Below are 25540 nucleotides of genomic sequence, written 5' to 3' on the forward strand. Positions count from 1 at the left end.
GTCTGCCCCGCACGGCGTGGCGCCAGGTCGGACGCGGGCTCCGTACCGCCGCGCGGGCACGCAACGGGCAGACAGAAGGGCCCCGGCCGAAGCCGGGGCCCTTCTGTTCTGTGTGGCGCTATAGGCTAGTTGATGCGGCTGTAGGTGTTGTCGTCAGCGTACTCGTAGACGCCGATGGTGGCCTCGGTCGGGTCGCCGTTCTCATCGAAAGTGACCGGTCCGGAGAAGCCGTCGTAGTCGATCTGGTCTCCGTTGGCGAGCGCCTCGGCACCGGCTGCGAAGTCAGTGACCTTGACTCCGTCGCCCGTTCCGCCCGAAATCTGGCGGAGGTGGTCGGCGATCGAACGGCCTGACACGTCGTTGGCTGCATAGGCGGCCAGGGCAAGCAGGACCACGGTGTCATAGGACTCCGCGGCGTAGCTGAAGTCGGTCAGCGTAGCGTCGACCCCCAGCAGGCGATCGGTGAAGTCGCCCAGGCCGCCGACGTCGAGGCCGGGGAGGGTTCCCTTGGCACCGGTCATGGTGCCGGCTGCGAAGTCAGCGCTGTAGTCGGCGAGGTTGCCGTCTACGAAGTACAGCTTGTCGCCCGGGAAGCCGGTGCCGACGAGTGTCGGAACGATGACCTTGGCCTGATCGAAGGTGATCAGCACGATCGCATCAGGAGCCGCCGCGGTGACGTCGGAGATCTGAGCGTCGAAGGTGGAGTCGCCCTCGTTGAACAGGGACTCGGCAACGACTTCACCGCCGGCCGCTTCGAACGCGGCCTTGGTCGAGGACGCCAGGCCGGTACCGTACGCGTCGTTGAGAACGATCATGCCGAGGGTGGCGTTACCGTCGGCGGCGATCTGGTTGCCCAGTACTTCACCCTGGAGGAGGTCCGAGGGTGCGGTGCGCCAGTAGAGGTTGTCATCGGGATAGTCGGTGAAGTCGGCCGAGGTGTTGGCCGGGGAGAAGTGCACAACGCCGGCCCCGGTGATCTTGTCGATCACGGTCTTGGAGACACCCGAGGACGCCGCTCCGACGATGGCCGAAACATCCTGGGAGAGGAGGTCGGTCACCGAGACGGTTGCGGTGTCGGTCTGGGTGTCGCCCGAGTCGCGGAAGATTGCCTCGACGGTGAGACCCAGGCCGGCGGCATTGATGTCGTCGACGGCCAGCTGCACACCGGCTTCTTCCGGCGGGCCGAGGAAGGCCAGCGCTCCACTCTGGGGGAGAATAGTGCCGATCTTGAGAGTCAGGTCGCGATCGCCGGCCGTGATCGGCTTTGCGTCGTCGCTCGCGGCGGGCGAGGAAGTGTCATCAGATGTGGTGCCCGCACCGGAGGCGCAGCCGGTGAGCAGCAACGCGCTCACACCAACCATGGCGATTCCGGTGAAAACGGCACGAAGTGAGCCGGAGGCAGGTGCCTTCGCGAATACGCTCATGTTGCTCCTTGGGAGTTGAAAAAGACGTAGAGATGGCCGTCGGATGACTGCCGTTATGTCACAGTAGGCAGTCCGGGCCACCAGTTCCATGAAATGCATGTTACAACTGCGTAAAGCGACCAAATCGTTACGATTGGCTGCCGGTCAATCCCTGGTACTCAATCTGCAGGCCTTCCTGCAGAGCGAGTACGCATTCACCCCACGAGGTGCAGACCGCTGGGCCCTGGCGCACTCTCACCCAGCCGGTCTCCAGCGAGGCTGCCCCGTCGTCGCCGGTCACGATCGCGGCGAGCGCGGTGGCGATGACGCCGTCGTAGGCCTCGGCCGCCCCGGCCGTATCGCTCAGTCCCGGGTCGGCCAGCTTCAGGCGCGTGGCGAAGTCCTCGCCCACGGCGAGGGGCGTGCCGCCATTCACGAGATCGCTGAGCGAGAGCAACGCGGCAGGAGCCACGGATGCCGCAAGCTCGGGCCGCGCCGCTGTCTGTGCGTCCCAGAGCACCGCGTCCACCGCCCGGTCGGTGAGGCTCGCGAACGCCGCCGCCTCGTCCCTCACAGAATTGCGATGGATCAGCTGTACCGGTTGCCCCAGCACGCCGCCGCGTGCGGCTATCTCCCGTGCGGCGACCTCTGATCCGGCCACCTGGGCGGCCCCGCTGGCCGCATGATCCCCGCTCAACGGAAACAGGGTACCGATGCGTAGCAGGCCGTCGCCGGTGGGGCTCACGGCCGTGGGTGTTGCGGTTGCGGTTGCAACTGTGGGCACCGGAACGGGTCCGGAGCACCCGGCGAGCGTGGTGGCAAGCACGGCGGCCAGGAGCGCAGCACAAAGGGTGGGGCGGGGCATCTAGGTCCTCTCGGAAGGTCTTCCCCGAGCGTAAATCGAATCAGACCGGTTCGAGGGACGCTCGCCGGGCCACCCGACCTGAGGCGATCATGTCGATCGTGAGAACGATGAGCGCCACCCACACGAGGGAGAACCCGATCCAGCGTTCCACGGGCATCGGCTCCTTCAGAATGACGACCCCCACAAGAAACTGCAGCACCGGTGCCGCGAATTGGATCAGCCCCAGCACGGTGAGGGGCAGGCGGCGCGCAGCGGCGGCAAACAGGAGCAGGGGAACAGCGGTCACGAGACCGGCCCCGAGCAGCCCCAGGGTGTGCGCCGTGGACACCGTGCCGATGGTGAGGCCAGACATACTTCCGACGACCACGAGCTGGATGATGGCCACCGGAGCGAGCCAGGCCGTCTCAATGGTCAGCCCCGTGACGGCGTCAACGCGCGAGCCCACCCGCTTCTTCATGAGGCCGTAGAAGCCGAAGGAGAAGGCAAGCACGAGCGAGATCCACGGAAGCGTCCCATACCCAACGGTGAGAACAATCACCGCGACCAGGCTGATGGCGATCGCAATCCACTGGATGCGACGCAATCGTTCGCGCAGCACGAGGACGCCGAGAAGCACCGTGACGATGGGGTTGATGAAGTAGCCGAGCGCGGCTTCGACCACGTGACCGGTCATGGCCGCAAACACATAGGTCTGCCAGTTCACGAAGATGAGCAGCCCGGCCAGACCCATGGTGAGCATGACGCGGCGCTGGCCGAGGACTGCCCGCAGCACGCCCCACTTGCGTGTGGCCGTGATGAGCACGACGCAGACAACGAGGGAGAAGAGCACCCGCCAGCCCACGACCTCGAACGCACCCGTGGGCGTGAGCAGAACGAAGTAGAGGGGAAGGAGGCCCCAGAGACCGTAGGCGAGGAAGCCGAAGAGCAGCCCACGACTGTGCTCAGATCGTGAAGCGCCGGCGGTGGCTGCCGACACGGCCTTGGTGGGCGGAGCATTCGTCATCAATATTCCTGTCTACAACTCTGCCAAAGACTGATCTCACCTGATTTGCGGCACTTGGGTGCAACGCACGACGGGCACAAAAAACTCCCGAACGGCGAAGCCATCCGGGAGTTTTTTCGTACCAGTGAAACGTACGGGTGAAGCTACTTAGCGAATGACGACCGCGAGAACGTCGCGAGCCGACAGAACGAGAAGGTCGTCGCCACCGAACTTGACTTCGGTTCCGCCGTACTTGGAGTAGAGCACCTTGTCGCCAACGGCGATGTCGAGGGGGACGCGGTTGCCCTTGTCGTCGATGCGGCCGGGGCCGACAGCAACAACTTCACCCTCCTGGGGCTTTTCCTTGGCGGAGTCAGGAATGACGAGTCCTGAAGCGGTCGTCTGCTCTGCGTCGACCTGCTTGATGACGATGCGATCCTCGAGCGGCTTGATGGAGACCGACACGGTTGACCTCTTTCTTTACGAAGATATGGGGTTAGCAGACTCACAACGAGAGTGCCAAAACGAGCTTAGGGTGCTTCTGGCACTCACGCAACGTGAGTGCCAGACCCAGGCAGGATTGATAGGTTTATTCAATGGAACGCACCGAGCTCGTCGAGCTGCTTTCGCCCGAGGGTTTACGCCTGCTGGACTCCCTTCCCGCCTACGGCACAATCGACGTCGTGCGGGCCGTGAGCGAGCTTCGCAAGGCCGGGCACGCCGCCGGCCTCGTGGCGGCGGCGCTGAGCCAGTCCCGGCTGCGAGCGAAGGCCGCACCGAAATTCGACGAATTCGCGAGCCGCATGCTCTTCACCGAGGCCGGACTCGAACAGGCCACGCGCCTGCGTGTCGCGGCCCTGCACGCCGGCCGCTTCGCCGGGCTGCGCACCGACACGGACCGACCGGTCCGCATCGTCGACCTCGGCTGCGGCATCGGCGGCGACGCCATGGCCATGGCCGCAATCGACCTCGACGTCACGGCCGTTGACGCCGACGAGGTGACGGCCAGCGTGGCGAGCTACAACCTCGCGCCCTTTCCCCGGGCGAGCGTGGTGCACTCCCCCGCCGAAGATGTGAACCTCGACGACTTCGACGCGGCCTGGCTCGACCCGGCTCGCCGCACGAGCGGGCACAACAACACCTCCCGCATCACCCGCCCGGAGGACTACTCCCCCTCCCTCGACTGGGCCTTCGGCCTTGCCCAGCGAATGCCGGTGGGCGTGAAACTCGGTCCGGGTCACGACCGCGATCTGATCCCGGCCGACGCGGAGGCACAGTGGGTATCCGTTGACGGCCAGCTCGTGGAGATGGGGCTGTGGTTCGGCGCACTCGCGCGGGAGGGCATCCGTCGTTCCGCTTTGCTCCTGACGGCAACCGGAGCGGTCGAGATGACCGCGGAGGGCGACAGCGACGATGCCCCGGTGGGCGAGCTCGGCAGCTACGTGTACGAGCCGGACGGTGCGATCATTCGCGCGCGCCTCATCGGTGACCTCGCCCGCACCCTCGGTGCCGAAATGCTCAGTGAGGGCATCGCGTACCTCACAGCGCCCACGCTCGTGCAGACCCCGTTTGCGAGCGCCTTCCGCGTGCTCGAGGTGCTGCCGGTCGACGAGAAGAAGCTGCGTCTGGCGCTGCAGGAACGCCGCATCGGCACGCTCGAGATCAAGAAGCGCGGAGTGGACGTGGATCCCGCTGCCCTGCGCAGCCGGTTGAAACTCAAGGGCCCCGAGTCGGCGACGCTCATCCTGACCCGCGCCGCCGGGCACCGCGTGGCGCTGCTCGTGGAGCGCGTGCGCTAACCCCGCCGTCGTTCCGCGCCCCGGACACGTGCGCAACTGCGGATTTTTTCGCGACACGCCGCATTCCCCGCCACGAAACACGGCGTGTCGCGAATTTGCCCGAGATTACGCCAGCACGACCTGGGTGATGTAGAGGAACCAAAACACGGCGAGAAGGATGCCGCCGAGCCCGGCCACGAGGCCGCTCAGCCAGAACACCCTCGCGCGGTACTCGACGGTGCGGGCGATGAGGGCCAGGATCACGGCGGTCACCGAGATAAAGACGCCCCACACGCCGATGATTCCGAGCAGTAGCCCGAGCAGACCGCAGACCAGGGCAGCGATGGACAAGCGCCGACGGGTCGTGTGCGTGTGCACCTCCGCGTCGGTGTAGACATACGGAACCCACTCGGTGGGCGCGGTAATCGTCGATTCCCACGCCAGCTCGCTGCCGGGCGGTGCCGGCGGACGCGTGTGGTCCAGCCCATAGGCGTCGGCGGCAGTGTCAGCGTCGCGGTGCGCTCCGCTCATTGCAGTCCTCCGTGGTGCCGGTGCGGGCGGGCACCCCCGGGGAGGAGGCCCGCCACTGGATCAATACGTGTAGTCGTACGAGCTGCCGGCTGCGAAGATCAGCGCCCACAACCCGAAGCTCAGCAGCATGAGGCCAATTCCCACGAAGCCGCTGATGATTCCGGTCAGCCAGAACCCGCGCGCGGTCGGCTCGCGCTTCTTGCCGAGGAATCCCAGAACGACGCCGGCGACCGGGAAGAGCAGGCCCAGGAACCCTCCGACGAACGGGAGGATGGCAATCGGCGAGCCGATGACGCCGATGATTCCGGCGATCATGGCCAGGATGCTGAACATCGGCGGCTTCTTTGCGGTCGTGCCCGTATACGGGTTTGATTCGTAGGGGTTTGCCGGGGCGCCGTATGAGGGCGGCGGGGGCGTGGCAGAGCCACCGGCCGGCGGCGGGATCGGCGCTCCGTAGCTGGGTGGCGGGGCGGGCGCGGACGGCGGCGAGACCGGAGGAACGCCCGGCACCTTCGGCACGTCGGGTACCTGCGGGGTATTCGGATCACTCATGGAGTTCGTTCCTTTCCAGTTGGTACGGGCACGTGTGGAGCGGGCTCGGCCGGGCGCCGCGCGAAACTATTGACCGCTCAGCATATTCGGGTCTGCCTGAACGAGCACGAAGAGCGACACGAAAGCAACTATGGCCCCGGTGAGGCCGACGAGTATGCCGGCGTAGCCAATCACCAGGCCGGCAATGGCCAGGCCTCGACCCTTTTCGCCGGTCTTCTTGATCTGCGAGAGGGCGATGTGGCCGCAGATGACGGCGGCCAGTGACACCACGAAGGCGCTGACGAACGACACGATTGCGAGCACATTGAAGGTTTCGGGGCCGGGGCCAGCCGGAGCCCCGTACGCGAATGACTGCTTCTGCTGCGCATAAACGGGTGCCGGCTGGGCCTGGTACGTGGGTGCGGCGGATGCCGGCGGCGGTGTCGGTTCGCTCGGAGGTACGTTGGCGGTGGGATCTGACATGTGAGAACTCCTCATAACAAATGACACGTTGGCGCTCCCCAGAATATCCCGCGCCGCAGAATTTGGCTCGGTGGGACGCGGTTTTATACTTGGATCTCGCTCACCGGGAGCGTGGAATCCGCCCCGAAATCCAGCGACGACGGCTCATGCCCGGCCATGATCAGCTGGGCTCCAAGTGCGGCGATCATGGCGCCGTTGTCGGTGCAGAGCGAGAGGGGCGGTATGCGCAGAACAATACCGGCGGCATCCGCTCTCTCGGCGGCAACCTCGCGCAACCGTCGGTTGGCGATCACACCACCGCCGAGCAACAGCCGGGGCACGTCGTAGGCCACACAGGCGGCCACGGCCTTGGTGAGCAGAATGTCCACGACGGCCTCGCGAAAGCTCGCCGCCACGTCGTTGATCGGCACCGGCTGCCCGGCATCTTCGTGCTGCTCCACCCAGCGGGCAACGGATGTCTTCAGCCCCGAAAAAGAGAAGTCGTAGCGGTGCTGCGCCATGTCCTTCTGCTTGCTCAGTCCCCGCGGAAAACGGATGGCGCCAGGATCGCCCGTGAGGGCGGCCGCGTCGATGTGCGGGCCGCCCGGGTACGGCATGCCGAGCACCCTGGCGACCTTGTCGAAGGCCTCCCCCGCGGCATCGTCAATGGTCTCACCGAGCAGTTCGACATCGCTCGTGAGGTCACGCACGAGCAGCAGGGACGTGTGCCCACCGGAGACGAGCAACGCGATCGTCGGGTATTCGAGGGGCTCCTCCGCATCGTCGGTGCCCGTGCGCAGCAGGTCTGCCCCTACGTGACCGACGAGGTGATTGACCGCGTAGATGGGCTTGTTGAGAGCCAGGGCGAGGGCTTTCGCGGCGCCGACGCCCACCATGAGGGCCCCGGAGAGTCCTGGGCCGCTCGTGACCGCGATCGCATCCACGTCGTCGAGGCGAATTCCGGCCTCCGCGACGGCGGCGGTGATGGCCGGCACGAGTTCGTCGAGGTGGGCGCGGGCGGCGACCTCTGGCACGACACCGCCGTAACGGGCGTGCTCGTCCATGGAGCTGGCGATGGTGTTGGAGAGCAGGCGCGTGCCGCGCACGATGCCGATGCCGGTCTCATCGCAGGAGGTTTCGATGCCGAGAACGAGGGGATCTGTTCGGTTCATGTCAGGCCTCGCTTGCGTCGGGGGTGGTGGCGAGCGCCGCCCGCGGCTCCGGAATGTTCAGGCGCATCACGAGCGCGTCCACGTCGTCGGGCTGGTAGTAGCCGCGCCGCACCCCGAGTTCCTCAAAACCGAGGGACCGATACAGGCCCTGCGCCGACGGATTGTCGGCGCGCACCTCGAGGAACACCTGCCGGGCGCCGCGCTCGAGCGCCTCGGCGATGAGACGGAGCATCAGAACCCGACCGAGGCCGCGTCCACGCGCGTCTTCCGCCACCCCGATGGTCTGGATGTCGCCCTCGGTCGCACCCTGCGGCGCGAGCAGGCCAGCGTACGCCTGGATGCGCGTCGGGTTGTCGGGCGGAAACGCCACGAGGTAGTAGCACGCGGGGTCGGCCACATCGCGGGCCATCATCTCGCTCGACCAGGCATCATTGTCGAAGATGCCGGTTTCGAGCACCATGATCGCCTCAACGTCGGCCGGGGTTGCCCGGCGCAGCTGCCAGGTCACTCAGCTCACCCGCTTGCGGCCGTTGGGCATGGTCACGTCGGGCGAGCGCAGGTAGAGCGGCGCATCGGCGGCGAACGGCAGCCCCGCGGCGAAGGTGAGTTCGGCGACGAGTCCGAGGTCGCCGGCCGAGACCGTTACCGCGTCCCGCCGCGGCAGGCCGGCGTGTTCGAAGGACGATTCGAGCATCTCGGCGGGTTTGGCGAGACCGGGCGCGCCGATGCGGCGGGGCAGCCCGTTGGCATCCGCTTCACTGTAGGCCGACCAGTACACCTCGCGCCTCCGGGCGTCGGTGACCACGAGCAGCGGCCCGCGGTGACCGGTGCGGTAGGCGTTGAAGGCGATGGCGTCGTGGCTCACGACGGGTACCAGGGGTGTGCCGGCACCCAGGGCGAAGACGCGGGCGGCCGCGATGCCCACGCGCAGTCCGGTGAACGGGCCGGGGCCCATTCCGCCGACGACACCGGAGAGCTCGCTCGCGGCGACTCCCGCTTCGGCGAGGCATTCACGAATCATGCGACCGATCACTTCGGCGTGGCGCATGGTGTCGCTCTCGACGCGTTCGCTGATCACGCCGCGGCCCCGGTCGACGATGGCGACACTCGTACCGGCTGAGGTATCAATGACGAGAAGCACCCGTCAAGACTATACGGGCGGGGTGCGGTCCTTGCGCTGGACCCGCACGGCCTTCACTGTGAGCTGCAGCGCCGCGACGACGAGAAGCACGGCGAAGAGGATGCTCGACACCCGCGGGGTCATGAGCAGGGCGAGCGCAACACCGGGAACGGATGCCGCCACAGCTGCGACCCCCACCACGACGCCGGCGCGCAGGTCAACGAGGTGGCCGCGCAGGTTGGCGACGGTTCCCACGATGCCCGTGGGAATGAGCACGAGCAGGGACGTGCCCTTGGCGATGAGGTCGCTCGCCCCGAAGATGGCCACCAGTGCCGGCACGGCGATGACACCGCCGCCGATGCCGAAGAGTCCGGAGGCGATGCCCATGATGAGGCCGAGCGCGACGTAGCCGAGCACGACGGGGACACTCAGGTCAACCGCGCCGTCGCGCTCGGGCACCAGGAGCACCATGCGCACAGCGACGAGGAGCATGAGAAGGATGAACATCCAGCGCAACCACACGAGGGGGATGCGGCGCAGCAGCATGCTGCCGATCACCGCACCGATCACGGCCCCCGCCGCGATGATGCCGCTCGCCACGAGGTCGATCTGGTCGTTGGCGAGGTAGGCCAGGGACCCCACGAGTGCGGTGGGGATGATGGCCACGAGCGAGGTGGCCCCCGCCCGGCGCTGGTCCATGTGCACGAACGTGATCAGCAGCGGCACCATGATGATGCCGCCGCCGACGCCGAACGCGCCGGAGAGCAGCCCGCCGATCAGGCCGATGATCGCGAGGGTGATCCAATAGTGCGCGCCCTTGCGAGGGGACGTGGCATCCGTCGATTTGCTGGGGGCAACCATGGGTTTAGCCTAGGCGTCGGGCCAGCCCGCGGCGTGCCACCGGGGCCCGTGGCCGGTGAGCGTGATGGTGCGCGGTTCGTCGAGGTCGAGGTCGTCCGCGTCGTGGCCGGTGGCGGCATCCTCGGTGACGGCGGATGCGCCCGTCGGTCGTTCGATCTCGATGTCAAGCCAGGAGTCGGTGATGCCGTCCAGCATGCCGCGGCCCCATTCGACCACGACGATGGACCGCGCGAAGTCAATGTCGAGGTCGTCGAGTTCGAGGGCGCTGCCGAGCCGGTAGGCGTCGACGTGCACGAGCGGCGGGCCGCCCACGGTGCTCGGATGCGTGCGAGCGAGCACGAAGGTGGGGCTCGTCACGGCACCGCGCACGTGCAGCCCGTCACCGAGCCCGCGGGTGAGGGTGGTCTTGCCGGCACCGAGCGGGCCCGTGAGCACCACGAGGTCCCCGGCGCGCAGGCGCGACGCGAGCGCGTGCCCGAACCGGTCCATCGCCTCTGGGCTCTCGATGGTGACGACGCTCATGCGCCCTCGGCGACGACGAAGGCGCACGCGACACCGGCATCGTGGGTCATGGTGACGTGCAGGCTCGTAATGCCCCGGGCCTGCATGAGGCTTTCGAGTGAGCCGTGCAGCACGAAGCCGGGTTTTCCCTGCGCGTCGGAGACGATTTCCATCTCCTGCCACGTGGCTCCGGCGCTGTCGCCGAGCGCCTTGATGAGCGCCTCCTTGGCGGCGAAGCGGGCCGCCAGGGAGTGCATGGGCAGGCCGCGCTCCCCCTCGGCGAAGAGCCGCGGAATGAGTCCGGGGGTTCGTTCGACCTGGCGCGTAAAACGCGCCAGGTCGACGATGTCGACGCCGATACCCCGGATCATCCGCTTCTTCCGGCTACTCGGGCGGGTTACTCGACCGTGACCGACTTCGCGAGGTTACGCGGCTGGTCCACGTCGAGGCCCTTCGCGATGGCCAGTTCCATGGCGAACATCTGCAGCGGAACCACGGCGAGCAGCGGCTCGAACAGCGGGGCCGCGAGCGGAATGTGAATGACGGTGTCGGCAAAGGGCAGCACGGCGGCGTCGCCGGACTCGGCGATGGCGATGATGCGCGCGCCACGGGCACGAATCTCCTGGATGTTGGAGACCACCTTGGGGTGCAGGTGCGCGGAACCACGGGGGCTCGGCACCACCACGAACACGGGCTGGCCGGGCTCGATGAGGGCGATCGGGCCGTGCTTGAGCTCGCCGGCGGCGAAGCCCTCCGCATGGATGTAGGCCAGTTCCTTGAGCTTGAGGGCCCCCTCGAGGGCGATGGGGAAACCCACGTGGCGGCCGAGGAACAGCACCGCACGGGTGTCGGACATGTAGCGGGCGAGCTGACGCACCTCATCCTCGGCGAGCAGCGTCGTGGCGAGCTTCTCCGGAATGGCCTGCAGCTCCTCAACCTGAGTCAGCTGCTCGGCGTCGGTCAGTGTGCCGCGAACCCGCGCCAGGTGCAACGCGAAGAGGTACAGCGCCGAGATCTGGGCGACGAAGGCCTTGGTCGACGCCACGGCAACTTCGGGTCCGGCGTGCGTGTAAATCACGGCGTCGGACTCGCGCGGAATGGTGGCACCCTGCGTGTTGCAGATGGAGATGGTCTTGGCGCCGAGGGACATGGCGTACTTGACGGCCATGAGCGTGTCCATGGTCTCGCCGGACTGGCTGATCGAGATCACGAGTGTGTCGCTGGTGAGCACCGGGTCGCGGTAGCGGAATTCGTGGCTGAGCTCAACGTCCACGGGAACCTGGGCCCACTTCTCAATGGCGTACTTCGCGGTCTGTCCGGCGTAGGCAGCCGTGCCGCAGGCGATGATGACGATGCGACGGATGCCCGCGAGCACGTCATCTCCGAAGGCGACGAGTTCGGGAACCACGACGTGGCCGTCGGCGATGCGTCCGCGCAGGGTGTTGGCAACGGCGTCGGGCTGCTCGGAGACTTCCTTGGCCATGAAGCTCGACCATCCGCCCTTTTCCGACGCCGAAGCGTCCCAGGCGATGTCGAACTCTTCGGTTTCCACGCCAACGCCATCGAAATCGGTCACGGTCACGCTCGTGGGGGTGATGGTCACGATCTGGTCCTGACCGATGGCCACGGCGCGGCGCGTGTACTCCACGAAGGCGGCCACGTCGGAGCCGAGGAAGTTCTCACCGTCGCCGAGCCCGATCACCAGCGGGGAGTTGCGGCGTGCGCCCACGACGATGCCGGGCTGGTCCTTGTGCACCGCGAGCAGGGTGAAGGCCCCGTCGAGGCGTGCGACCACGGCACGGAATGCCTCGGCGAGGTCACCGACGCGCTGGTACTCGCGGCCGAGCAGCACGGACGCCACCTCGGTGTCGGTCTCGCTCAAGAAGGTGAAGCCCTCGGCAAGCAGCTCGGCGCGAAGCGGCGCGAAGTTCTCGATGATGCCGTTGTGAATGAGGGCGAGCTTGCCGTTGTCGCCGAGGTGCGGGTGTGCATTCACGTCGGTGGGGCCACCGTGGGTCGCCCAGCGGGTGTGTCCGATTCCGGTGCGCCCGTTCGCAATGGGGTGCGCCGCGAGCTCGTCGGAGAGCACGGCGAGCTTGCCCGCGCGCTTCACCGTGGTGAGCTCGCCATTATCGTCGATCACGGCGATGCCGGCCGAGTCGTACCCCCGATACTCAAGCCTGCGCAGACCGCCCATAAGGACCTCGACGCTTTTACTGTCTCCGACATAACCCACGATTCCGCACATAGCGTTGATTTTAGTCGGACTAAGCTTGGGCAAATGTCCGATCCGATGTTCAGCGTGCGCAATAACGGTCACGCTACCCCCTTCGTGGAACTCGACCGGGCCGATTGGGCGGCCCTCGCACCCACCACCCAGCTGCCGCTGAAAGAGACAGAACTCGTGCAACTGCGCGGGCTCGGCGAGCCGCTTGACCTCAGCGAGGTCACGGATGTCTACCTTCCGCTCAGTCGGCTGCTCAACCTCTACGCCGCCGGGGCCCGGCAACTGCACCGGGCCACGAGCGACTTTCTCGGTGAGAGAGCGCAACGCACGCCCTTCGTGATCGGCGTGGCGGGCTCAGTGGCCGTGGGCAAGTCCACGATTGCCCGCTTGCTGCGCGAGATGCTGGCACGCTGGGAGGACACTCCCCGGGTGGAGCTCGTCACCACCGACGGCTTCCTCTTTCCGAACGCCGAACTGGCTCGCAGAGGCCTGATGGAGCGTAAGGGTTTTCCGGAGGCCTACGATCGCCGGGCCCTCCTGCGCTTCGTGAGCGCCATCAAGAGCGGTGCGACCGAGGTTCGGGCGCCGTTCTACTCGCACCTCACCTATGACATCGTGCCCGACGCCCAGATCGTGGTGCGGCGGCCAGACATCCTCATCGTCGAGGGCTTGAACGTGCTGCAGCCGCCCGCGGCCGGACACGGCCTCGCCGTCAGTGACCTCTTCGACTTCACCATCTATGTGGATGCCCGCACCCAGGACATCGCCCGGTGGTACGAGGAGCGTTTCCTGAAACTGCAGCGCGGCGCCTTCGCCAACCCCAGGTCGTACTTTCACCGCTATGCCTCGCTCACCGAAGACGAGGCGCGAGCGCGGGCACGCAGCATCTGGAAGAGCATCAACGAACCCAACCTGTTGCAGAACATTCGCCCGACCAGGTCGCGGGCCACGCTCGTGCTGCGCAAGGACCCGACGCACCTGGTCTCCACCGTGCTGCTCCGCAAGGTTTAGGGCGATACCTCAGTCGACCGTTTCTTCCTCGAGAACACGTTCGACGTCCTCAGGCCGGCGTGCACCGGACAGGCGAAGGGTGGCAAGCAGACCGAAGACGAGGAACCCGGCCGCGGCGAGCGCCGAGTATCTGGTGCCATCGCTGAACGCGTCCCTGGCGGCGTTCCCGATCTCCGGGTTCTCTTCCACGAGTCCGGGGATGGCCCCTCCGGCACTGACCACCACGGTGTCCACGATCTGACTTCGCGCGGACTCTGGCAGCCCGGGGAACTGATCGGCGAGCCTTGTATCGAGGGACGCCCCGACCGAGGTGAAGAGAATCGTTCCGAGCACGGCAATCCCGAGGGCCGAACCGATCTGCCTGGCCGTGCTGGACGTTCCGGACCCCTGACCGCTTTGGTCCACCGGCACGTCCTTGAGTACCACTCCGGTCAGCTGCGCCGTGGCCAGGCCCACCCCGATGCCGTACACGAAGAGGAACGGAACGATGGTGACCCACGATGCGGTCGAGCCGATGGCCAGCCCGAGCCCGGTGACGCCCAGGATCTCGGCGGCAATTCCGACCTGTACCAGGGTGACCGGCGTCACCTTCTGGCTGAATGCGCCCGCCACTCCACTGGCAAAAAACGAACCGATGGCCAGTGCCAGCAGCACGAATCCGGTCTGCAGGGCGTTGTAGCCGAGCACATTCTGCAGCCAGAGCGGCAGCGACAGGATGATTCCGAATTCGCCGAGGGAGACGATCATGGCTGCAATGTTCCCGTTTCGGAACGAGGGAATCGCGAACAGCGAGAAGGCCAGGAGCGTGCTCTTGCCCGCGCGCTGACGACGGATGCCCCACCAGATGAACAAGGCGCCGGACACGACGGTGACCGCACCCGTAATGGGGATCGGTGAGAGCGCGAACGGCCACGTCCAGGTGCCGATGACGGGAGCATGGGCGGTGTTGGTGAGCCACCAGCCGTAGCTGCGTCCCTCGATCAGGCCGAAGACGAGGGACGCGCTCGCGATGATGGACAGGGCCGCACCGACAACGTCGAGGCGGCGCGGCGGGCCGGCGTCTTTCGATTCCGCCACGCACAGGAGCACCCCGACGATGATGATCACGGCGAGGGGAATGTTGATGCCGAACGCCCATCGCCAGGAGTAGTACGTGGTCAGCCATCCGCCCAGAAGCGGACCGACCGCGACCATGCCGCCGATGGTCGAACCCCAGATCGCGAACGCGAAGCCACGTTCCTTGCCACGGAAGGTGGCATTGATCAACGACAGGGTGGTCGGCAGCACCATGGCACCACCGACGCCCTGAAGAATTCGGGAACCAATGAGTACGTTCCCGGAGGAGGCCAGGGCTGCGAGGACGGAGGCCGCAGCGAAGACGCTGATGCCGGTGATCAGAAGTCGCCGGCGGCCGTAGCGATCCGCGAGCGTTCCGAAGACGAGCAGCAGGGCCGCGAAAACGAGGGTGTAGCTCTCCTGCACCCACTGCACCTGGGTCGAGGTGATGTCCAGGTCGCGCACGATCGACGGGACCGAGACGTTGACAATCGTCGAATCAACGATGATCAACGCCACGGCGATGCTAATGAAGACCAGACCGGCCCAGCGCCGGGTGGAAACGGTGGGAGCCGTAACGTTTGACATGAATCAATCTCCTAGCGCAGTGAGTCCCGGCCGAGTTTCGACGGCCACCAGATGGCACGGCCGATGTCATAGGACACGGCCGGTACGAGCAGAGACCGCACGATGACCGTGTCGAGGAGCACACCGAATGCGACGATGAAGGCAATCTGCACCAGGAACAGGATCGGGATCACCGCCAACGCCGCGAACGTGGCCGCCAGAACGACTCCGGCCGAGGTGATGACGCTCCCGGTCATGGCAAGACCACGCAGGATTCCGGGTCTCGTGCCCATCCGCATCGTCTCTTCCCTCACCCTGGTCATCAGGAAAATGTTGTAATCCACCCCGAGCGCCACCAGGAAGACGAAGCCGAACAGCGGCACCGTCGCATCCGCTCCCGGGAAGTCGAACACGTGATTGAACACGATTGCCGACACGCCGAGGGCGGCCGCATAGGAGACGACCACGCTCGCCACCAGCAACACCGGGGCCACGATCGAACGCAGCAGCAGCATGAGGATCGCCAGGATGACCAGCAGAACGATGGGAATGATCCTGACGAGGTCGCTTTGCGCGGTCGTGTTGGTGTCCAGTGCGATCGCGGTCACACCGCCGACCAGCACACCGGCATCCGTCGCGGGGAGGTCTTCCCTGAGGGTGCGTACGACACCTTCGGCCGTCTGGGAATCGGCCTGTGACGAGAGCACGGCATTGATCAGCACCTGTCCGTCTCTCACGACCGGCTCGGCCGGGGCGCCGGGGCCGGTGTTGCCGGTGTAGATCGCCGCCGAGCTGACGCCGTCGGCCGACTCCACGGCCCGCAGCGTGGCATCCGCGTTGCCTCGGTCGGTCACGATGACGACCGGGCTTCCGGCACCGCTGGGGAAGTGTTCAGCGGCCACCTTTTGACCGTCGACCGCTTCGGACTGGGTGAGGATGATGTCGGTCTGCGCCACCCCGTTCGCCTGCAGCTGCAACAGGCCAAGCGAACAGGCCACGAGCAGCAGCACGGAGGCGACCCAGGTGACGCGCGGTCGACGCGCGACGAGGCCTCCGACCCGTCCCCACAGGCCCCGCACACCCTGCAGCCCGTCAAAGGACGCAACGGCGCTGTGCCGGGCGGGGGTGTCGTCGGTGCCGACGCGCGGGCGGAACGGCCAGAAAGCGACGCGGCCGAAGAGAACCAGCAGAACGGGCAAGAGGGTCAGCGAGGCGAAGAGCGAGAAGACAATCCCGATCGCGGCGATGGGCCCCAGGCTCCGGTTCGAGTTCAGATCGGAGAACAGCAGGCAGAGCAGGGCGATGATCACGGTCGCCCCGGACGCCACGATGGGTTCGAGCGCCGCCCGCCACGCGCGTGCCATTGCCGCCCACTTGGACTCGACCTGGCGGAGAGCTTCCCGGTACCGCGCCACGAGAAGCAGGGAGTAGTCGGTTGCCGCTCCGATCACCAGGATCGACAGGATGCCCTGGCTCTGTCCGCTCAGCTGGATCCACCCCCAGCTGGCGAAGGCGTACACCAGCAGGATCGCGGCCGACAGTGCAAAGATCGACGTGAACAGCACGAGAAACGGCAGCACGATGGAGCGGTAGACCAGCAGGAGGATGAGGAAGACGGCGCCGGCCGCCACCAGGAGCAGGAGGCCGTCGATTCCGGCAAACGCGGCGACCAGGTCCGCCGTGAGGCCCGCCGGACCGGTGACATAGGCGGTCGTCGACGAGGTCGTGGACGCGTCCGCGACCGCACGGAGGTCGGCGACAACCGTATCCACCTCTTCCGTGTCGCTGATGGGCACAATGAATTCGACGGCCATGCCGTCCTCCGACGGAATCGGTCCGACCACCGCGGGAGCGCCCGGCGCCTGCGGGGCTTGAACCCCGGTGACCGCGCCGAGCTGCAGCCCCACGTCGGCGTAGGACGCGAGATCGGCCGGGGAAATCGTGGTGTCGGAGACGAAGAGCACAATCGCGGGAATGGCCTGTGAGTCCGTGAATTTCTGCTGCACCTCGTTCACCCGGGTGGATTCGGCGCTGGCCGGGAGGAAGGCGGCCTGATCATTGCTCGACACGGAGGAGAGCTTGCCAAAGGTCGGTCCGCCGAAGGCAGCGGCCGTCAGCCAGATGATCAGAAGAACCACCGGCAGCACAATTCGCAGCCAGCGCGGTGGATTCCAGTCACGGCGTCGAGTTGGATCGGTCATAGAAGGGTCAAGGCCTTTCACGTACATAAATAATCAGCAGCAAAGTGATGAGGAAACCCACCGAATAATTGATCCAGAGGAAGCGTTTCCAGCCACGGTTGGCCGCTTCCGATTCTTCGTCGGAGACGGAGCGGAATGGCATCGCGGTGGCAATGTAGGGCAGCACCAGAAGGGCGGCCAGCGGCCCCGGCCACGTGGTGGGGAGCATCAGGAGACCGGCAACGGCCCACGCCGCCATGGCGAAGCGCACCGTCCAGCGAGCGCCCATGACGGTGGCGACCGAGCGGATGCCGCCGGCCCGATCCGGCACCACATCCTGCACGGCACCGAAGGCGTGGCTCGCGATCCCCCACAGGAAGACAGCGATCAAGAGCAACAGCAGCTCGAAGGTGAGGGTCGCACCGGCCAGCACGAGTCCATAGAGGGCCGGCGAAACGAAGTGCGTGCTGGAGGTGATCGAATCCAGAAATGGCTTCTCCTTGAAGCGCAGTCCCGGAACGGAGTACGCGGCAACGGCAAAGAGACTGACGGCCAGAACCAGCCAGGACAGCGGGTTGCCCAGCAGGACCAGCACGATGATGAAGGGAACGGCGGTGAGTACCGCGACCTGCAGGACCAACCGGTGATCGGCGCGTTGCAGCACGGCGCCTTCGAGACCGCCCTTGCGCGGATTGGCCAGGTCCGATTCGTAATCGAATACATCGTTGATTCCGTACATCGCGAGGTTGTACGGCACCAGAAAGAAGATTGTTCCGACCAGGAGGGCCGCATCGATCTCCCCGACGGTCAGGTAGTAGACGGCAGCGAAAGGGAACGCGGTGTTGATCCAGCTGACCGGACGCGACGCCAGGAACAGCGCACCCATGATCCGGCGGGTGCGGTTAGCGCTCATCTGCGCCTCGCCTCCCGAAGAGAAGCCACAGCGACGGGAGCAGGATCAACCCGGCGAGGGGGTAGGCGAAGTCCTCCACCGGTGCAACGCCGACGAGGAGACCGGACGTGGTGCCCGACGCATAGGCCATCAATCCGCTCTGAATCATCACGTTGTCGAAAACGGCGGTGAGGATCATCACCACCACCCCCGCGGCCACGATAGGCAGCCGCCACCGAACGAGAAGGGTTCGCCGCGACGCCCGCCACGAGCCGAGTGCGGCCAGCAACACCACGGCGGCGACCACGAGGAAGATCAGGCTCAACCATGCATAGGTCACGATCGGCGCTCCCTGACTCGGCTCACAGCCGGCTCGATGCCGCCGATGAGCACCATGATCAGGTAGCAGAGGAACGCAAGAAAGAGGGGTTCCTCAAGTGGCAGCTCCGGTGCCAGGAGAACGCCCGTCATGAAGCTCGTTTCACCGCGGAAGAAGATTCCCAGATAAATTCCCAGCAGGTCCCAAACCAGGAAGAACGCCACCCCGATGACCAGCACCGCCGCCGCGCGCGGCGCATCCTTCCAGAAGAAGAGACGGTATCGCCTGTCGATCAGTACCATGCAGCCGATCACGACCACGAGAATCACGAGGTAGCTCAAGCTCACAGCGGCTCCGGCAATGCCGGCGTGCTGGTATCCCCGCGCAGCCTCTTGATGACAAGTTCGGCACTGATCAGGCACATCGGCAGGCCGATCCCGGGAACCGTCGTGCCGCCGGAATAGAACAGACCATCCACTTTTGCGGACACGTTCTTGCCACGCAGGAACGCGCTCTGACGCAGGGTGTGCGCGGGGCCGAGCGCGCTGCCCTTCCACGAGTTCAGGTCCCGTTCGAAATCCGCCGGCCCCACTGTTCGCCGCAGCACGATGCGCTCGGCCAGGTCGGGAATGCCCGCCCAATCGGCGATCTGTTCAATGACCGTGTCGGCAACGGCTTCGACCATTGCGTCACCTTCACCATTCACTCCGCCCCCACCGATCGTCGGGTCTGCCGGTACGGGAACGAGAACGAAGAGGTTCTCGTGCCCGGCCGGTGCCACCGCGCCATCCGTTGCGCTCGGGCGGCAGACATAGATTGACGCGGGGTCAGGAACGGAGGTCGGCTGGGCGAAGATGCGGCCGAAGTTCTCGGCCCAATCCTCGGTAAAGAACAGGCTGTGATGAGCGAGTGGGGGCAGCGTTCCACGCACCCCGAGGTACACCAGGACGGCTCCGGGGCCGGCGATTTTCTTCTCCCACCACTTCTCCGGATACGTGCGCAGTGCTTCGGGGAGCAACTCGGTTTCCGTGTGGTGCAGGTCGGCCGTCGACACCACGATGTCCGCGTTTGCGTGCCGCGCGACTCCGGTGGAATCGGTGTACCGCACTCCGGTCACGGTGGTGCGCCCGCGCGTGACGCTTGTGGATATCGCGGTCGCGCGAGCGCCGGTGACGATATCGACCCCCTCGTTGCCCGCGAGGCGCGCGATTGCCTCGATGACCTCGGTGAACCCGCCATCCGGGTAGTAGACACCGTCCTCGAGGTCCAGGTGGCTCATCAGGTGATAGAGGCTCGGCGTCATCGACGGGGCCGATCCGAGGAAGACGGCGGGATATCCGAGAATCTGGCGCAAGCGGTTATCGGTGAACGCGCGGGCAACGAACCGATCGAGCGGTTGCAGCAGCAGCCGGGCGAGTCGAACGGTTCGCGTCAGCACATCAGGCACGAGGAGGGTTCGGAACGAGGCGAAGGTGCTGTACAGAAAACGGCGTACCGCAACGATGTAGGTATCTCGTGCCGAGTCGAGGTATTTTTCGAGCGCGGCTGCCGCTCCCGGTTCGATCCGCTCGAAAGTCCGCAGGTTCGTGGCTCTGTCGGCCGCGATATCCACCGAGTCAGAGTGCTTCTCGAAGAACACGCGATACCCGGGATCCAGTCGGGTGAGCGTGAGCTGTTCGTCGCTGGAGGTACCGAGCAGGCGAAAGAAGTGGTCGAATACTTCCGGCATCAGGTACCAGGAGGGCCCCGTGTCGAAGCGGAAACCATCCCGCTCCCAGCTGCCCGCCCGACCGCCGAGTTCACTGCGCGCTTCAAGCAGCGTGACGTTGAGTCCTTCTCGAGCCAGCAGAGAGGCGGTTGCCAGGCCAGCGATGCCGCCGCCGATAACGACGGCTGTTTTCTTGTCGCTCACCGCTCTCAACGCGCCCGTCCGTGCATCGTTGCCGCTATGACAATCGCGAGCTTGCCTGCGTTGGGGACACGAATGCGCGCCGCCAGCAGGTCGGCTGCCGGGGTTGCCCGCAGACGCTGGGTCAACGCGGCAAACAGTCCGTGTGCCGCGTCGACCGCTACGCGGCAGTTCTGTGGCAATTCCGGAATGACCGCCGCCGCCGCGTCGAGGTCGGCCTCGATGTCGGCAACCAGGTCCAACTTCTGTGTTTCGGTCAGGCGATCGGGATCGATGTGCGGGAAGTAGTTTCGACCCAGATCGTGCCAGTCGGCGCGAAGGTCGCGCAGAAAGTTGATCTTCTGAAAGGCAGACCCCAGCCTCCGGGCACCACTCTCGAGCCGTGCGCGTTGGTCGGAATCGCATGGAACCCCGGCCAGGAACGCGTTCAGGCACATGAGCCCGATGACTTCTGCCGACCCGTAGATGTAGTCGCTCACCTCGTCGACCGTGAAGCCTGCGGGGTCGAGGTCACGTCTCATGGATGCGAAGAACGGGCGGGTCAGCTCTGCTCCGAACCCGACAGAGCGGGCCGTGACGGCAAACGAGTGCACGGTGAGGTTGGTGCTGTATCCGGTCTGCAGGGTCGTCTCGGTTTCGACTTCGAGAGCATCCAGTAGGGCACGCTGGGCGTCAACATCCAGTCCTGCCGCAGCGGCCGCCCCATCGACGACCTCATCCGCGATGCGCACGAGCCCGTAGATGTTCTCGATGTGCGGCCTGATCTGCCGACCCAACAGGCGGGTGGCCATTCCGAAGGAGGTCGAATACTCGCGGATGATCCCGGCCGAGCTCATATGCGCGGCGTGAGAATACAGGCTGAGGCCGTTCGCGGCATCCGTTCGCTGAATTGTCATGCGGATCGGTCGCATGCCTTGTGCGCCACTTCCTCGAGTTGCAGGCGCAAGCTGGAGGGGATGGCCGGAGAGTCGATCGCTGCAATGGCGAAATGCGCATAGTCGGTGATCAGGCCCTCGATGAAGTCGCGTGCGCCACTGCTCTGCAGGATCTGCCGCACCCGGTCAGCATCCGACGCGGTGATCTCTGCCTGCGACAGGATGCCCGCCAGTTCGTCGGTATCGCTTCGCTGCAACGCGGAGCACATCAGCAGCGTCATTTTGCCTTCGCGCAGGTCGCTTGTCGAGCTCTTGCCCGTCTCGTCTTCAGCACCAAAGGCCCCCAGAATGTCGTCACGCAACTGGAACGCAATACCAATATTGCGACCAAATTCACTCAAGCCACGCACCGTCGCCTCGCTCGCGTCGGCGAGGATCGCGCCGGCCTGCAGCGGAGCCTGGAAGGAATAGTGCGCCGTCTTCCACTGGGTCATCGACACCACATCGGAGAGCACGGGAACCTGAACACTGGTGCTGAAGGAGACATCGGCGAGTTCCCCGGCCGCGGTGACGAACACGCACTCCTCGAGCAGGTCCAACAGCGCCAGGCGTTTGTTCTCCGCCACACTCAACCGTGCCACCTGTCCCTGTGCCGCGTGAATGAGCAGATCCCCGGCCAAGATGGCGGATGCCTCCCCCCACGTTGCCGCGGATCTCGCGCTCACGCCTCGAGCAGAAGCCTCTGCGGAGAATGTGCCGAGCAGATTCGGTTGTCCCCGCCGCGTCGTGTCGCCGTCGATGACGTCGTCGTGGAGCAGGAAGGCGGTGTGCAGCAGCTCGAAGGCCGTGGCAACAGCAACGGCAGCGGCCTGGTTGTCACCCCCCAGCGCCTCGTAGGTGTTGACCACGAGGGCAGGGCGAAACTTCTTGCCGCCCTCGCTCGCGTGACGCGCGGCAGCCCACAGATCGGCATATTGGCCACCGAGCGTGGCCGCCAGGCGTTGCTTCTCATCGAAGAAGTCCGCGAGGCGCGTTGTCACCTCTGTGACGCGCGTGGAAGCACGAAAGAGGGATACTCGGGGCGTCATCGAAGCACGTCCTCACGTAATGCACTGGTTCCACCCAGCAGCGGCAGCACCTGGGCTTGGAGTACCAGCCACGGGCTGAACGCCCACGGGGCCAGCCGGATCGACTGTCCCAGGCCGACGGCATCAACCCACGCATGGTCCATCACCTCGTCGGGATGCGCCTGCACCGGCCCCGGCGTCCACGCGACGTAAACCGGGCAGACCTCGTTCTCCACGATCCCCGAGGAATCGGTGGCCCGATAACGGAAATCCGGCAGCGCGAGTTCTACGCGTGACAGCTGCAGGCCCAGTTCGTAGTCGGCACGACGGTGAACCGCAGCAAGGCTCAGTTCCGCCGGCTGGGGGTGACCACAGAACGAGTTCGACCATACCCCCGGCCACGCCCGCTTCGTCAACGCGCGCCGAGTCACGAGCACCTCGCCGGCGTCGTTGAGAACGTGACAGGAGAATGCCAGGTGGAGAGGCGTGTCGAACCCGTGCACGGTTGCCTTCGGCGCGGTGCCGACGGGTGTGCCGTCTGCGTTCAGCAGGACAACCTCTTCTACCTCGGTCATGTTCGGCACCGCACCCCCTCCGGGTAATTTCATCTAACTTAGCAAGTAAATAGGTTGGCAAGCATTACGTACAGTAATATAATACTCTTATGCCCGTGCCGCACAACAGGCCTTCCCAGCCCGCGGATTTGATGCTTGACCCTCGCGTCATTGATCCGCATCAGGAACTCGTTGACTATTCGTCGATGAACGAGGCCGAAATCGCGCAGGTCACCCGGGTGCTCGTGGGCATCCGTCGGTGGCGCGAGTCGGAAGAGGCCTTGAGCTTCAAGTCGAGAAATCACATGCGACTCAACGAAACCGACATGAAGGCGCTCCGCTTCCTGGTCGTGTCACAGAACCAGAACGTTGTGGCCACCCCCGGCGCCCTCGCCGAGCACCTGAGCATCTCCAGTGCCGCGACGACCAAACTGTTGGACCGTTTGACGGCCGGCGACCACATCGAGCGCTCACCTCATCCCACGGATCGTCGCGCGTTGATGATCACGATCACCAAGCGAACGCATGAGCAGGTCAGGGATTCGGTGGGCCGAACTCACGCCCTTCGATTCGACGCGGTCGCCCGCCTCACGGGGGCGGAGCGCGAGGTCGTCATCCGCTTCTTGAACGATCTCTGTCAACCCCGGGACGAAACAGACGTAAGTGCCGGCGTGACTGTTCCGGTCACTCCTTCGGAGTAACCTGGCGGTCGACAGAGCAGCCTAGCCCCGCGGCAGTTCGATGCGCACGATCCCGCCCGGTCGGTCTGTGACCACCGCGACACGCCCGCCGAACCGAGCAACCACGTCGGCGACCAGCGCCAGGCCGAGCCCATAGTGCCGCGAGGTCTCCATGGGCGGACGACGTGACGAGAATCGCTCAAACGGCCGGGTATCCACCGGAAACCCCGGTCCGTCATCGGTCACCTCAACCGTGACCAGGCGAGGGGTTCCCGTTATCGTGATTGCCACGGTGCTCACGGCGTGGTCGAGTGCGTTCGCGAGTAGTGCGAGGTACACGCGGCGCAGCGGCGCCTCGACGGCCTGGATGACCGCAGGATCTCCCCGATGGGCCACGTCGACGGACAATGAGCGGTCCTGCGCGGCGGCGACAACGCTCCCGACGGCATCATCGGCCAGTTGGCCCAGGTCAACGTCGACCATGCCGACATCGCGGGTATCGGCGGCGACGAGGAGATCCTCAACGATTCCCGTCAGTGCCTTCGTGTCCTTCTCCACCGCTGCCACCTCGGCCGCGAGCGCGGAGTCGCGATCTTCGCGTGCGAGGGCGCGCCGAAGCATTTGCACCCGGGTGCTGAGCAGGGTCAACGGGGTACGCAGCTCGTGACTGGCATCGGCGACGAAACGGCGCTGCAGCGCGAGAGCTTCGATCAACGGTTTCATGGCGTGCCGTGACAGCAGGTAGCCGGCCCCACCGGCGGCGACCGCACCCACAATCCCGGCAATCACGAGTGACCACAGCAGGCGGCCGATTTCCTCGCCCGTTTCTCGCCGGTCGATGGCGACCTGAACCGTCAGGCCCTTGTCGGCCCGGGTTCTCACGCTGTACGACGTACCGTCGGATTCGACTGTGGAATCGACGACGGAGCGGGTAGCGGTGACATCGCGAAGCGCATCACGGTCGGGGAGTCCCTCCGGCAGCGTCTTCCCGGAGGCAATCTGGCCGTCGCGCATCGTGATCACATAGGTACCGACGGCCGCTTCATCCCCGCGGAGATCCTGCGCGGCGCTGGTCAGGGCACGATTCATCGACTCCTGGATGCTCGCCGACACGATGGCAAAGGCCACCAACCCGACGAGGGCGACAATGGCGACGATGAGGGCCGAAAACTGCAGCGCGAGCCGCAACGATGTGCGGCGCAGCAGGCGTTCGTCCGCGGTGAGGTCACGTCGAACCATCATGACTCCCCCAGCCGGTAGCCGATTCCGCGAATCGTGGTGACACAGCCGCGTCCGAGTTTGCGGCGCAGATAATGCACATACGTGTCGACGACGCCGATGTCTTCCGCGTCAGGGAACACCCGACGCAGCAGCGTTTCGCGTTCAAAGACCTGAGACGGTTCGCGGGACAATTCACGCAACAGGTCCGCTTCACGCTCGGACAGGGCCACCACCTCGCTGCTGGCCAGGCGCACGAGGCGGGATTCGGTGTCGAAAGCGGCGCCGCCCGGAAGCCGAATCGTTGTCGCCGCAGTGCGGTGTCGGCGGAGAAGCGCGCGCACGCGAGCGAGGAGCTCATCGACATCGAATGGCTTGGCCAGGTAATCCTCGGCGCCGCGGTCGAGGCCATCCACTCGATCTGCGGGGTTGCCGAGCGCAGAAAGAATCAGGGTGGGCGCCTCGATCCCGGCGGCGCGAAGCTTGCCGAGAACATCGAGGCCGTCGATCAGGGGAAGTCCGCGGTCGAGCACCAAGGCGTCCCAGTCTTCCGTCAGGGCGAGATGAAGCGCGCGTTGTCCGTCGCGAGCCGTCCTGACGTGATACCCCTCCCCCGTGAAGAGAGTCTCGAGCATGCGCAGCAGCTCGGCGTCGTCTTCGACGACGAGGAGGCGGGGGGTCGGCGGCATAGACAAAGTATAGGGAGGGCGCAGCTACTAAGAATTCTGGAAGAAATCTGGACGATTGTGGAGAACAGCAGACACCCGTCTTGAGAATCG

Annotated in this window: 28 protein-coding genes; 3 read left to right on the plus strand and 25 right to left on the minus strand. The window is 65.8% G+C overall.

The genetic code is table 11. The features are described 5' to 3' along the window. Positions 1–125: 125 nt before the first annotated feature. From EDD25_RS06505 to groES, 4 genes are all read right to left on the minus strand, one after another. Positions 126–1424: an ABC transporter substrate-binding protein gene (locus EDD25_RS06505; RefSeq protein ID WP_134172565.1), complete on the minus strand. Its 1299-nt coding sequence runs from the start codon at positions 1422–1424 to the stop codon at positions 126–128. A gap of 127 nt (positions 1425–1551) precedes the next feature. Next, positions 1552–2268: an ABC transporter substrate-binding protein gene (locus EDD25_RS06510; protein WP_134172566.1), complete on the minus strand. Its 717-nt coding sequence runs from the start codon at positions 2266–2268 to the stop codon at positions 1552–1554. Between the two features lie 40 nt (positions 2269–2308). Further along, on the minus strand, positions 2309–3271 hold the full coding sequence (gene rarD, locus EDD25_RS06515) for an EamA family transporter RarD (protein WP_134172567.1): 963 nt from the start codon (positions 3269–3271) through the stop codon (positions 2309–2311). A gap of 147 nt (positions 3272–3418) precedes the next feature. Continuing rightward, positions 3419–3715 carry a co-chaperone GroES gene (groES, locus tag EDD25_RS06520; protein ID WP_134172568.1) on the minus strand — a complete coding sequence of 99 codons (297 nt, stop codon included), beginning with the start codon at positions 3713–3715 and terminating at the stop codon, positions 3419–3421. A gap of 131 nt (positions 3716–3846) precedes the next feature. Between groES and EDD25_RS06525 the strand changes: the two genes are divergently transcribed. After that, the gene (locus EDD25_RS06525; RefSeq protein WP_134172569.1) at positions 3847–5049 is read left to right on the plus strand and encodes a class I SAM-dependent methyltransferase; all 1203 of its coding nucleotides are present in this window, start codon (positions 3847–3849) and stop codon (positions 5047–5049) included. A 105-nt stretch (positions 5050–5154) separates the two neighbouring features. On the opposite strand, the gene EDD25_RS06530 is transcribed toward EDD25_RS06525, so the two are convergent. The 10 genes from EDD25_RS06530 to glmS form a co-directional block, all read right to left on the minus strand. Next, on the minus strand, positions 5155–5559 hold the full coding sequence (locus EDD25_RS06530; protein WP_134172570.1) for a hypothetical protein: 405 nt from the start codon (positions 5557–5559) through the stop codon (positions 5155–5157). A 60-nt stretch (positions 5560–5619) separates the two neighbouring features. Beyond that, complete coding sequence (locus EDD25_RS06535) at positions 5620–6111, minus strand: DUF4190 domain-containing protein (protein WP_134172571.1); 492 nt, start codon at positions 6109–6111, stop codon at positions 5620–5622. A 66-nt stretch (positions 6112–6177) separates the two neighbouring features. Then, positions 6178–6573 carry a DUF4190 domain-containing protein gene (locus tag EDD25_RS06540; RefSeq protein WP_134172572.1) on the minus strand — a complete coding sequence of 132 codons (396 nt, stop codon included), beginning with the start codon at positions 6571–6573 and terminating at the stop codon, positions 6178–6180. An 83-nt stretch (positions 6574–6656) separates the two neighbouring features. Then, positions 6657–7724 (minus strand): tRNA (adenosine(37)-N6)-threonylcarbamoyltransferase complex transferase subunit TsaD, encoded by a 1068-nt coding sequence (gene tsaD, locus EDD25_RS06545; protein ID WP_134172573.1) that lies wholly within the window; start codon positions 7722–7724, stop codon positions 6657–6659. A gap of 1 nt (position 7725) precedes the next feature. After that, positions 7726–8232 (minus strand): ribosomal protein S18-alanine N-acetyltransferase, encoded by a 507-nt coding sequence (gene rimI / locus EDD25_RS06550; protein ID WP_166671217.1) that lies wholly within the window; start codon positions 8230–8232, stop codon positions 7726–7728. Continuing rightward, positions 8233–8865 (minus strand): tRNA (adenosine(37)-N6)-threonylcarbamoyltransferase complex dimerization subunit type 1 TsaB, encoded by a 633-nt coding sequence (tsaB, locus tag EDD25_RS06555; protein ID WP_134172574.1) that lies wholly within the window; start codon positions 8863–8865, stop codon positions 8233–8235. Positions 8866–8874: 9 nt separating this feature from the next. Next, positions 8875–9705: a sulfite exporter TauE/SafE family protein gene (locus tag EDD25_RS06560; RefSeq protein ID WP_134172575.1), complete on the minus strand. Its 831-nt coding sequence runs from the start codon at positions 9703–9705 to the stop codon at positions 8875–8877. Positions 9706–9714: 9 nt separating this feature from the next. Continuing rightward, positions 9715–10227, minus strand: a complete 513-nt coding sequence (gene tsaE, locus EDD25_RS06565) for a tRNA (adenosine(37)-N6)-threonylcarbamoyltransferase complex ATPase subunit type 1 TsaE (RefSeq protein ID WP_134172576.1) — start codon at positions 10225–10227, stop codon at positions 9715–9717. After that, positions 10224–10577: a holo-ACP synthase gene (locus EDD25_RS06570; RefSeq protein ID WP_134172577.1), complete on the minus strand. Its 354-nt coding sequence runs from the start codon at positions 10575–10577 to the stop codon at positions 10224–10226. The genes tsaE and EDD25_RS06570 overlap by 4 nt, the downstream gene beginning before the upstream one ends. A gap of 26 nt (positions 10578–10603) precedes the next feature. Then, on the minus strand, positions 10604–12454 hold the full coding sequence (gene glmS / locus EDD25_RS06575) for a glutamine--fructose-6-phosphate transaminase (isomerizing) (protein ID WP_134172578.1): 1851 nt from the start codon (positions 12452–12454) through the stop codon (positions 10604–10606). A gap of 33 nt (positions 12455–12487) precedes the next feature. Between glmS and coaA the strand changes: the two genes are divergently transcribed. Continuing rightward, positions 12488–13444: a type I pantothenate kinase gene (gene coaA, locus EDD25_RS06580; protein ID WP_175182975.1), complete on the plus strand. Its 957-nt coding sequence runs from the start codon at positions 12488–12490 to the stop codon at positions 13442–13444. 9 nt (positions 13445–13453) lie between these two features. Here the strand turns inward: coaA and EDD25_RS06585 are convergent, their stop codons facing one another. From EDD25_RS06585 to idi, 9 genes are read right to left on the minus strand one after another with little or no spacing between them, the layout of a single operon-like run. After that, the gene (locus EDD25_RS06585) at positions 13454–15088 is read right to left on the minus strand and encodes an MFS transporter (RefSeq protein WP_134172579.1); all 1635 of its coding nucleotides are present in this window, start codon (positions 15086–15088) and stop codon (positions 13454–13456) included. Positions 15089–15099: 11 nt separating this feature from the next. Then, on the minus strand, positions 15100–17268 hold the full coding sequence (locus EDD25_RS06590; RefSeq protein ID WP_134172580.1) for an MMPL family transporter: 2169 nt from the start codon (positions 17266–17268) through the stop codon (positions 15100–15102). A 7-nt stretch (positions 17269–17275) separates the two neighbouring features. Beyond that, a complete protein-coding gene (locus tag EDD25_RS06595; RefSeq protein WP_134172581.1) occupies positions 17276–18160 on the minus strand; it encodes a prenyltransferase in 885 nt (294 codons plus the stop codon). Beyond that, the gene (locus EDD25_RS06600; protein WP_134172582.1) at positions 18150–18479 is read right to left on the minus strand and encodes a lycopene cyclase domain-containing protein; all 330 of its coding nucleotides are present in this window, start codon (positions 18477–18479) and stop codon (positions 18150–18152) included. The genes EDD25_RS06595 and EDD25_RS06600 overlap by 11 nt, the downstream gene beginning before the upstream one ends. Next, positions 18476–18805, minus strand: a complete 330-nt coding sequence (locus EDD25_RS06605) for a lycopene cyclase domain-containing protein (protein WP_134172583.1) — start codon at positions 18803–18805, stop codon at positions 18476–18478. Before EDD25_RS06605 ends, EDD25_RS06600 begins: the two co-directional genes overlap by 4 nt. Beyond that, positions 18802–20370 (minus strand): phytoene desaturase family protein, encoded by a 1569-nt coding sequence (gene crtI, locus EDD25_RS06610; RefSeq protein ID WP_241986270.1) that lies wholly within the window; start codon positions 20368–20370, stop codon positions 18802–18804. Before crtI ends, EDD25_RS06605 begins: the two co-directional genes overlap by 4 nt. 5 nt (positions 20371–20375) lie before the next feature. Continuing rightward, complete coding sequence (locus EDD25_RS17925; protein WP_241986271.1) at positions 20376–21263, minus strand: phytoene/squalene synthase family protein; 888 nt, start codon at positions 21261–21263, stop codon at positions 20376–20378. After that, a complete protein-coding gene (locus EDD25_RS06615) occupies positions 21260–22330 on the minus strand; it encodes a polyprenyl synthetase family protein (RefSeq protein WP_134172584.1) in 1071 nt (356 codons plus the stop codon). The genes EDD25_RS17925 and EDD25_RS06615 overlap by 4 nt, the downstream gene beginning before the upstream one ends. Further along, positions 22327–22884, minus strand: coding sequence for an isopentenyl-diphosphate Delta-isomerase (gene idi, locus EDD25_RS06620; RefSeq protein ID WP_134172585.1), 558 nt, complete (start codon positions 22882–22884; stop codon positions 22327–22329). The genes EDD25_RS06615 and idi overlap by 4 nt, the downstream gene beginning before the upstream one ends. Before the next feature lie 89 nt (positions 22885–22973). Between idi and EDD25_RS06625 the strand changes: the two genes are divergently transcribed. Further along, on the plus strand, positions 22974–23564 hold the full coding sequence (locus EDD25_RS06625; RefSeq protein ID WP_243834550.1) for a MarR family winged helix-turn-helix transcriptional regulator: 591 nt from the start codon (positions 22974–22976) through the stop codon (positions 23562–23564). A gap of 21 nt (positions 23565–23585) precedes the next feature. Here the strand turns inward: EDD25_RS06625 and EDD25_RS06630 are convergent, their stop codons facing one another. Continuing rightward, the gene (locus EDD25_RS06630) at positions 23586–24785 is read right to left on the minus strand and encodes a sensor histidine kinase (protein WP_134172586.1); all 1200 of its coding nucleotides are present in this window, start codon (positions 24783–24785) and stop codon (positions 23586–23588) included. Continuing rightward, on the minus strand, positions 24782–25450 hold the full coding sequence (locus EDD25_RS06635) for a response regulator transcription factor (RefSeq protein ID WP_134172587.1): 669 nt from the start codon (positions 25448–25450) through the stop codon (positions 24782–24784). The genes EDD25_RS06630 and EDD25_RS06635 overlap by 4 nt, the downstream gene beginning before the upstream one ends. Positions 25451–25540: the final 90 nt, after the last annotated feature.

This window comes from Cryobacterium psychrophilum, from assembly GCF_004365915.1.
Lineage (GTDB): Bacteria > Actinomycetota > Actinomycetes > Actinomycetales > Microbacteriaceae > Cryobacterium > Cryobacterium psychrophilum.

What these genes read in the sequence shown, in the direction of transcription:
- EDD25_RS06505 (WP_134172565.1), bottom strand. Translation starts at nt 1,424, where the DNA reads ATGAGCGTATTCGCGAAGGCACCTGCCTCCGGCTCACTTCGTGCCGTT.
- EDD25_RS06510 (WP_134172566.1), bottom strand. Translation starts at nt 2,268, where the DNA reads ATGCCCCGCCCCACCCTTTGTGCTGCGCTCCTGGCCGCCGTGCTTGCC.
- rarD (WP_134172567.1), bottom strand. Translation starts at nt 3,271, where the DNA reads ATGACGAATGCTCCGCCCACCAAGGCCGTGTCGGCAGCCACCGCCGGC.
- EDD25_RS06525 (WP_134172569.1), top strand. Translation starts at nt 3,847, where the DNA reads ATGGAACGCACCGAGCTCGTCGAGCTGCTTTCGCCCGAGGGTTTACGC.
- EDD25_RS06530 (WP_134172570.1), bottom strand. Translation starts at nt 5,559, where the DNA reads ATGAGCGGAGCGCACCGCGACGCTGACACTGCCGCCGACGCCTATGGG.
- EDD25_RS06535 (WP_134172571.1), bottom strand. Translation starts at nt 6,111, where the DNA reads ATGAGTGATCCGAATACCCCGCAGGTACCCGACGTGCCGAAGGTGCCG.
- EDD25_RS06540 (WP_134172572.1), bottom strand. Translation starts at nt 6,573, where the DNA reads ATGTCAGATCCCACCGCCAACGTACCTCCGAGCGAACCGACACCGCCG.
- tsaD (WP_134172573.1), bottom strand. Translation starts at nt 7,724, where the DNA reads ATGAACCGAACAGATCCCCTCGTTCTCGGCATCGAAACCTCCTGCGAT.
- EDD25_RS06560 (WP_134172575.1), bottom strand. Translation starts at nt 9,705, where the DNA reads ATGGTTGCCCCCAGCAAATCGACGGATGCCACGTCCCCTCGCAAGGGC.
- tsaE (WP_134172576.1), bottom strand. Translation starts at nt 10,227, where the DNA reads ATGAGCGTCGTCACCATCGAGAGCCCAGAGGCGATGGACCGGTTCGGG.
- EDD25_RS06570 (WP_134172577.1), bottom strand. Translation starts at nt 10,577, where the DNA reads ATGATCCGGGGTATCGGCGTCGACATCGTCGACCTGGCGCGTTTTACG.
- glmS (WP_134172578.1), bottom strand. Translation starts at nt 12,454, where the DNA reads ATGTGCGGAATCGTGGGTTATGTCGGAGACAGTAAAAGCGTCGAGGTC.
- coaA (WP_175182975.1), top strand. Translation starts at nt 12,488, where the DNA reads ATGTCCGATCCGATGTTCAGCGTGCGCAATAACGGTCACGCTACCCCC.
- EDD25_RS06585 (WP_134172579.1), bottom strand. Translation starts at nt 15,088, where the DNA reads ATGTCAAACGTTACGGCTCCCACCGTTTCCACCCGGCGCTGGGCCGGT.
- EDD25_RS06590 (WP_134172580.1), bottom strand. Translation starts at nt 17,268, where the DNA reads ATGACCGATCCAACTCGACGCCGTGACTGGAATCCACCGCGCTGGCTG.
- EDD25_RS06595 (WP_134172581.1), bottom strand. Translation starts at nt 18,160, where the DNA reads ATGAGCGCTAACCGCACCCGCCGGATCATGGGTGCGCTGTTCCTGGCG.
- EDD25_RS17925 (WP_241986271.1), bottom strand. Translation starts at nt 21,263, where the DNA reads ATGACAATTCAGCGAACGGATGCCGCGAACGGCCTCAGCCTGTATTCT.
- EDD25_RS06615 (WP_134172584.1), bottom strand. Translation starts at nt 22,330, where the DNA reads ATGACGCCCCGAGTATCCCTCTTTCGTGCTTCCACGCGCGTCACAGAG.
- idi (WP_134172585.1), bottom strand. Translation starts at nt 22,884, where the DNA reads ATGACCGAGGTAGAAGAGGTTGTCCTGCTGAACGCAGACGGCACACCC.
- EDD25_RS06625 (WP_243834550.1), top strand. Translation starts at nt 22,974, where the DNA reads ATGCCCGTGCCGCACAACAGGCCTTCCCAGCCCGCGGATTTGATGCTT.
- EDD25_RS06630 (WP_134172586.1), bottom strand. Translation starts at nt 24,785, where the DNA reads ATGATGGTTCGACGTGACCTCACCGCGGACGAACGCCTGCTGCGCCGC.
- EDD25_RS06635 (WP_134172587.1), bottom strand. Translation starts at nt 25,450, where the DNA reads ATGCCGCCGACCCCCCGCCTCCTCGTCGTCGAAGACGACGCCGAGCTG.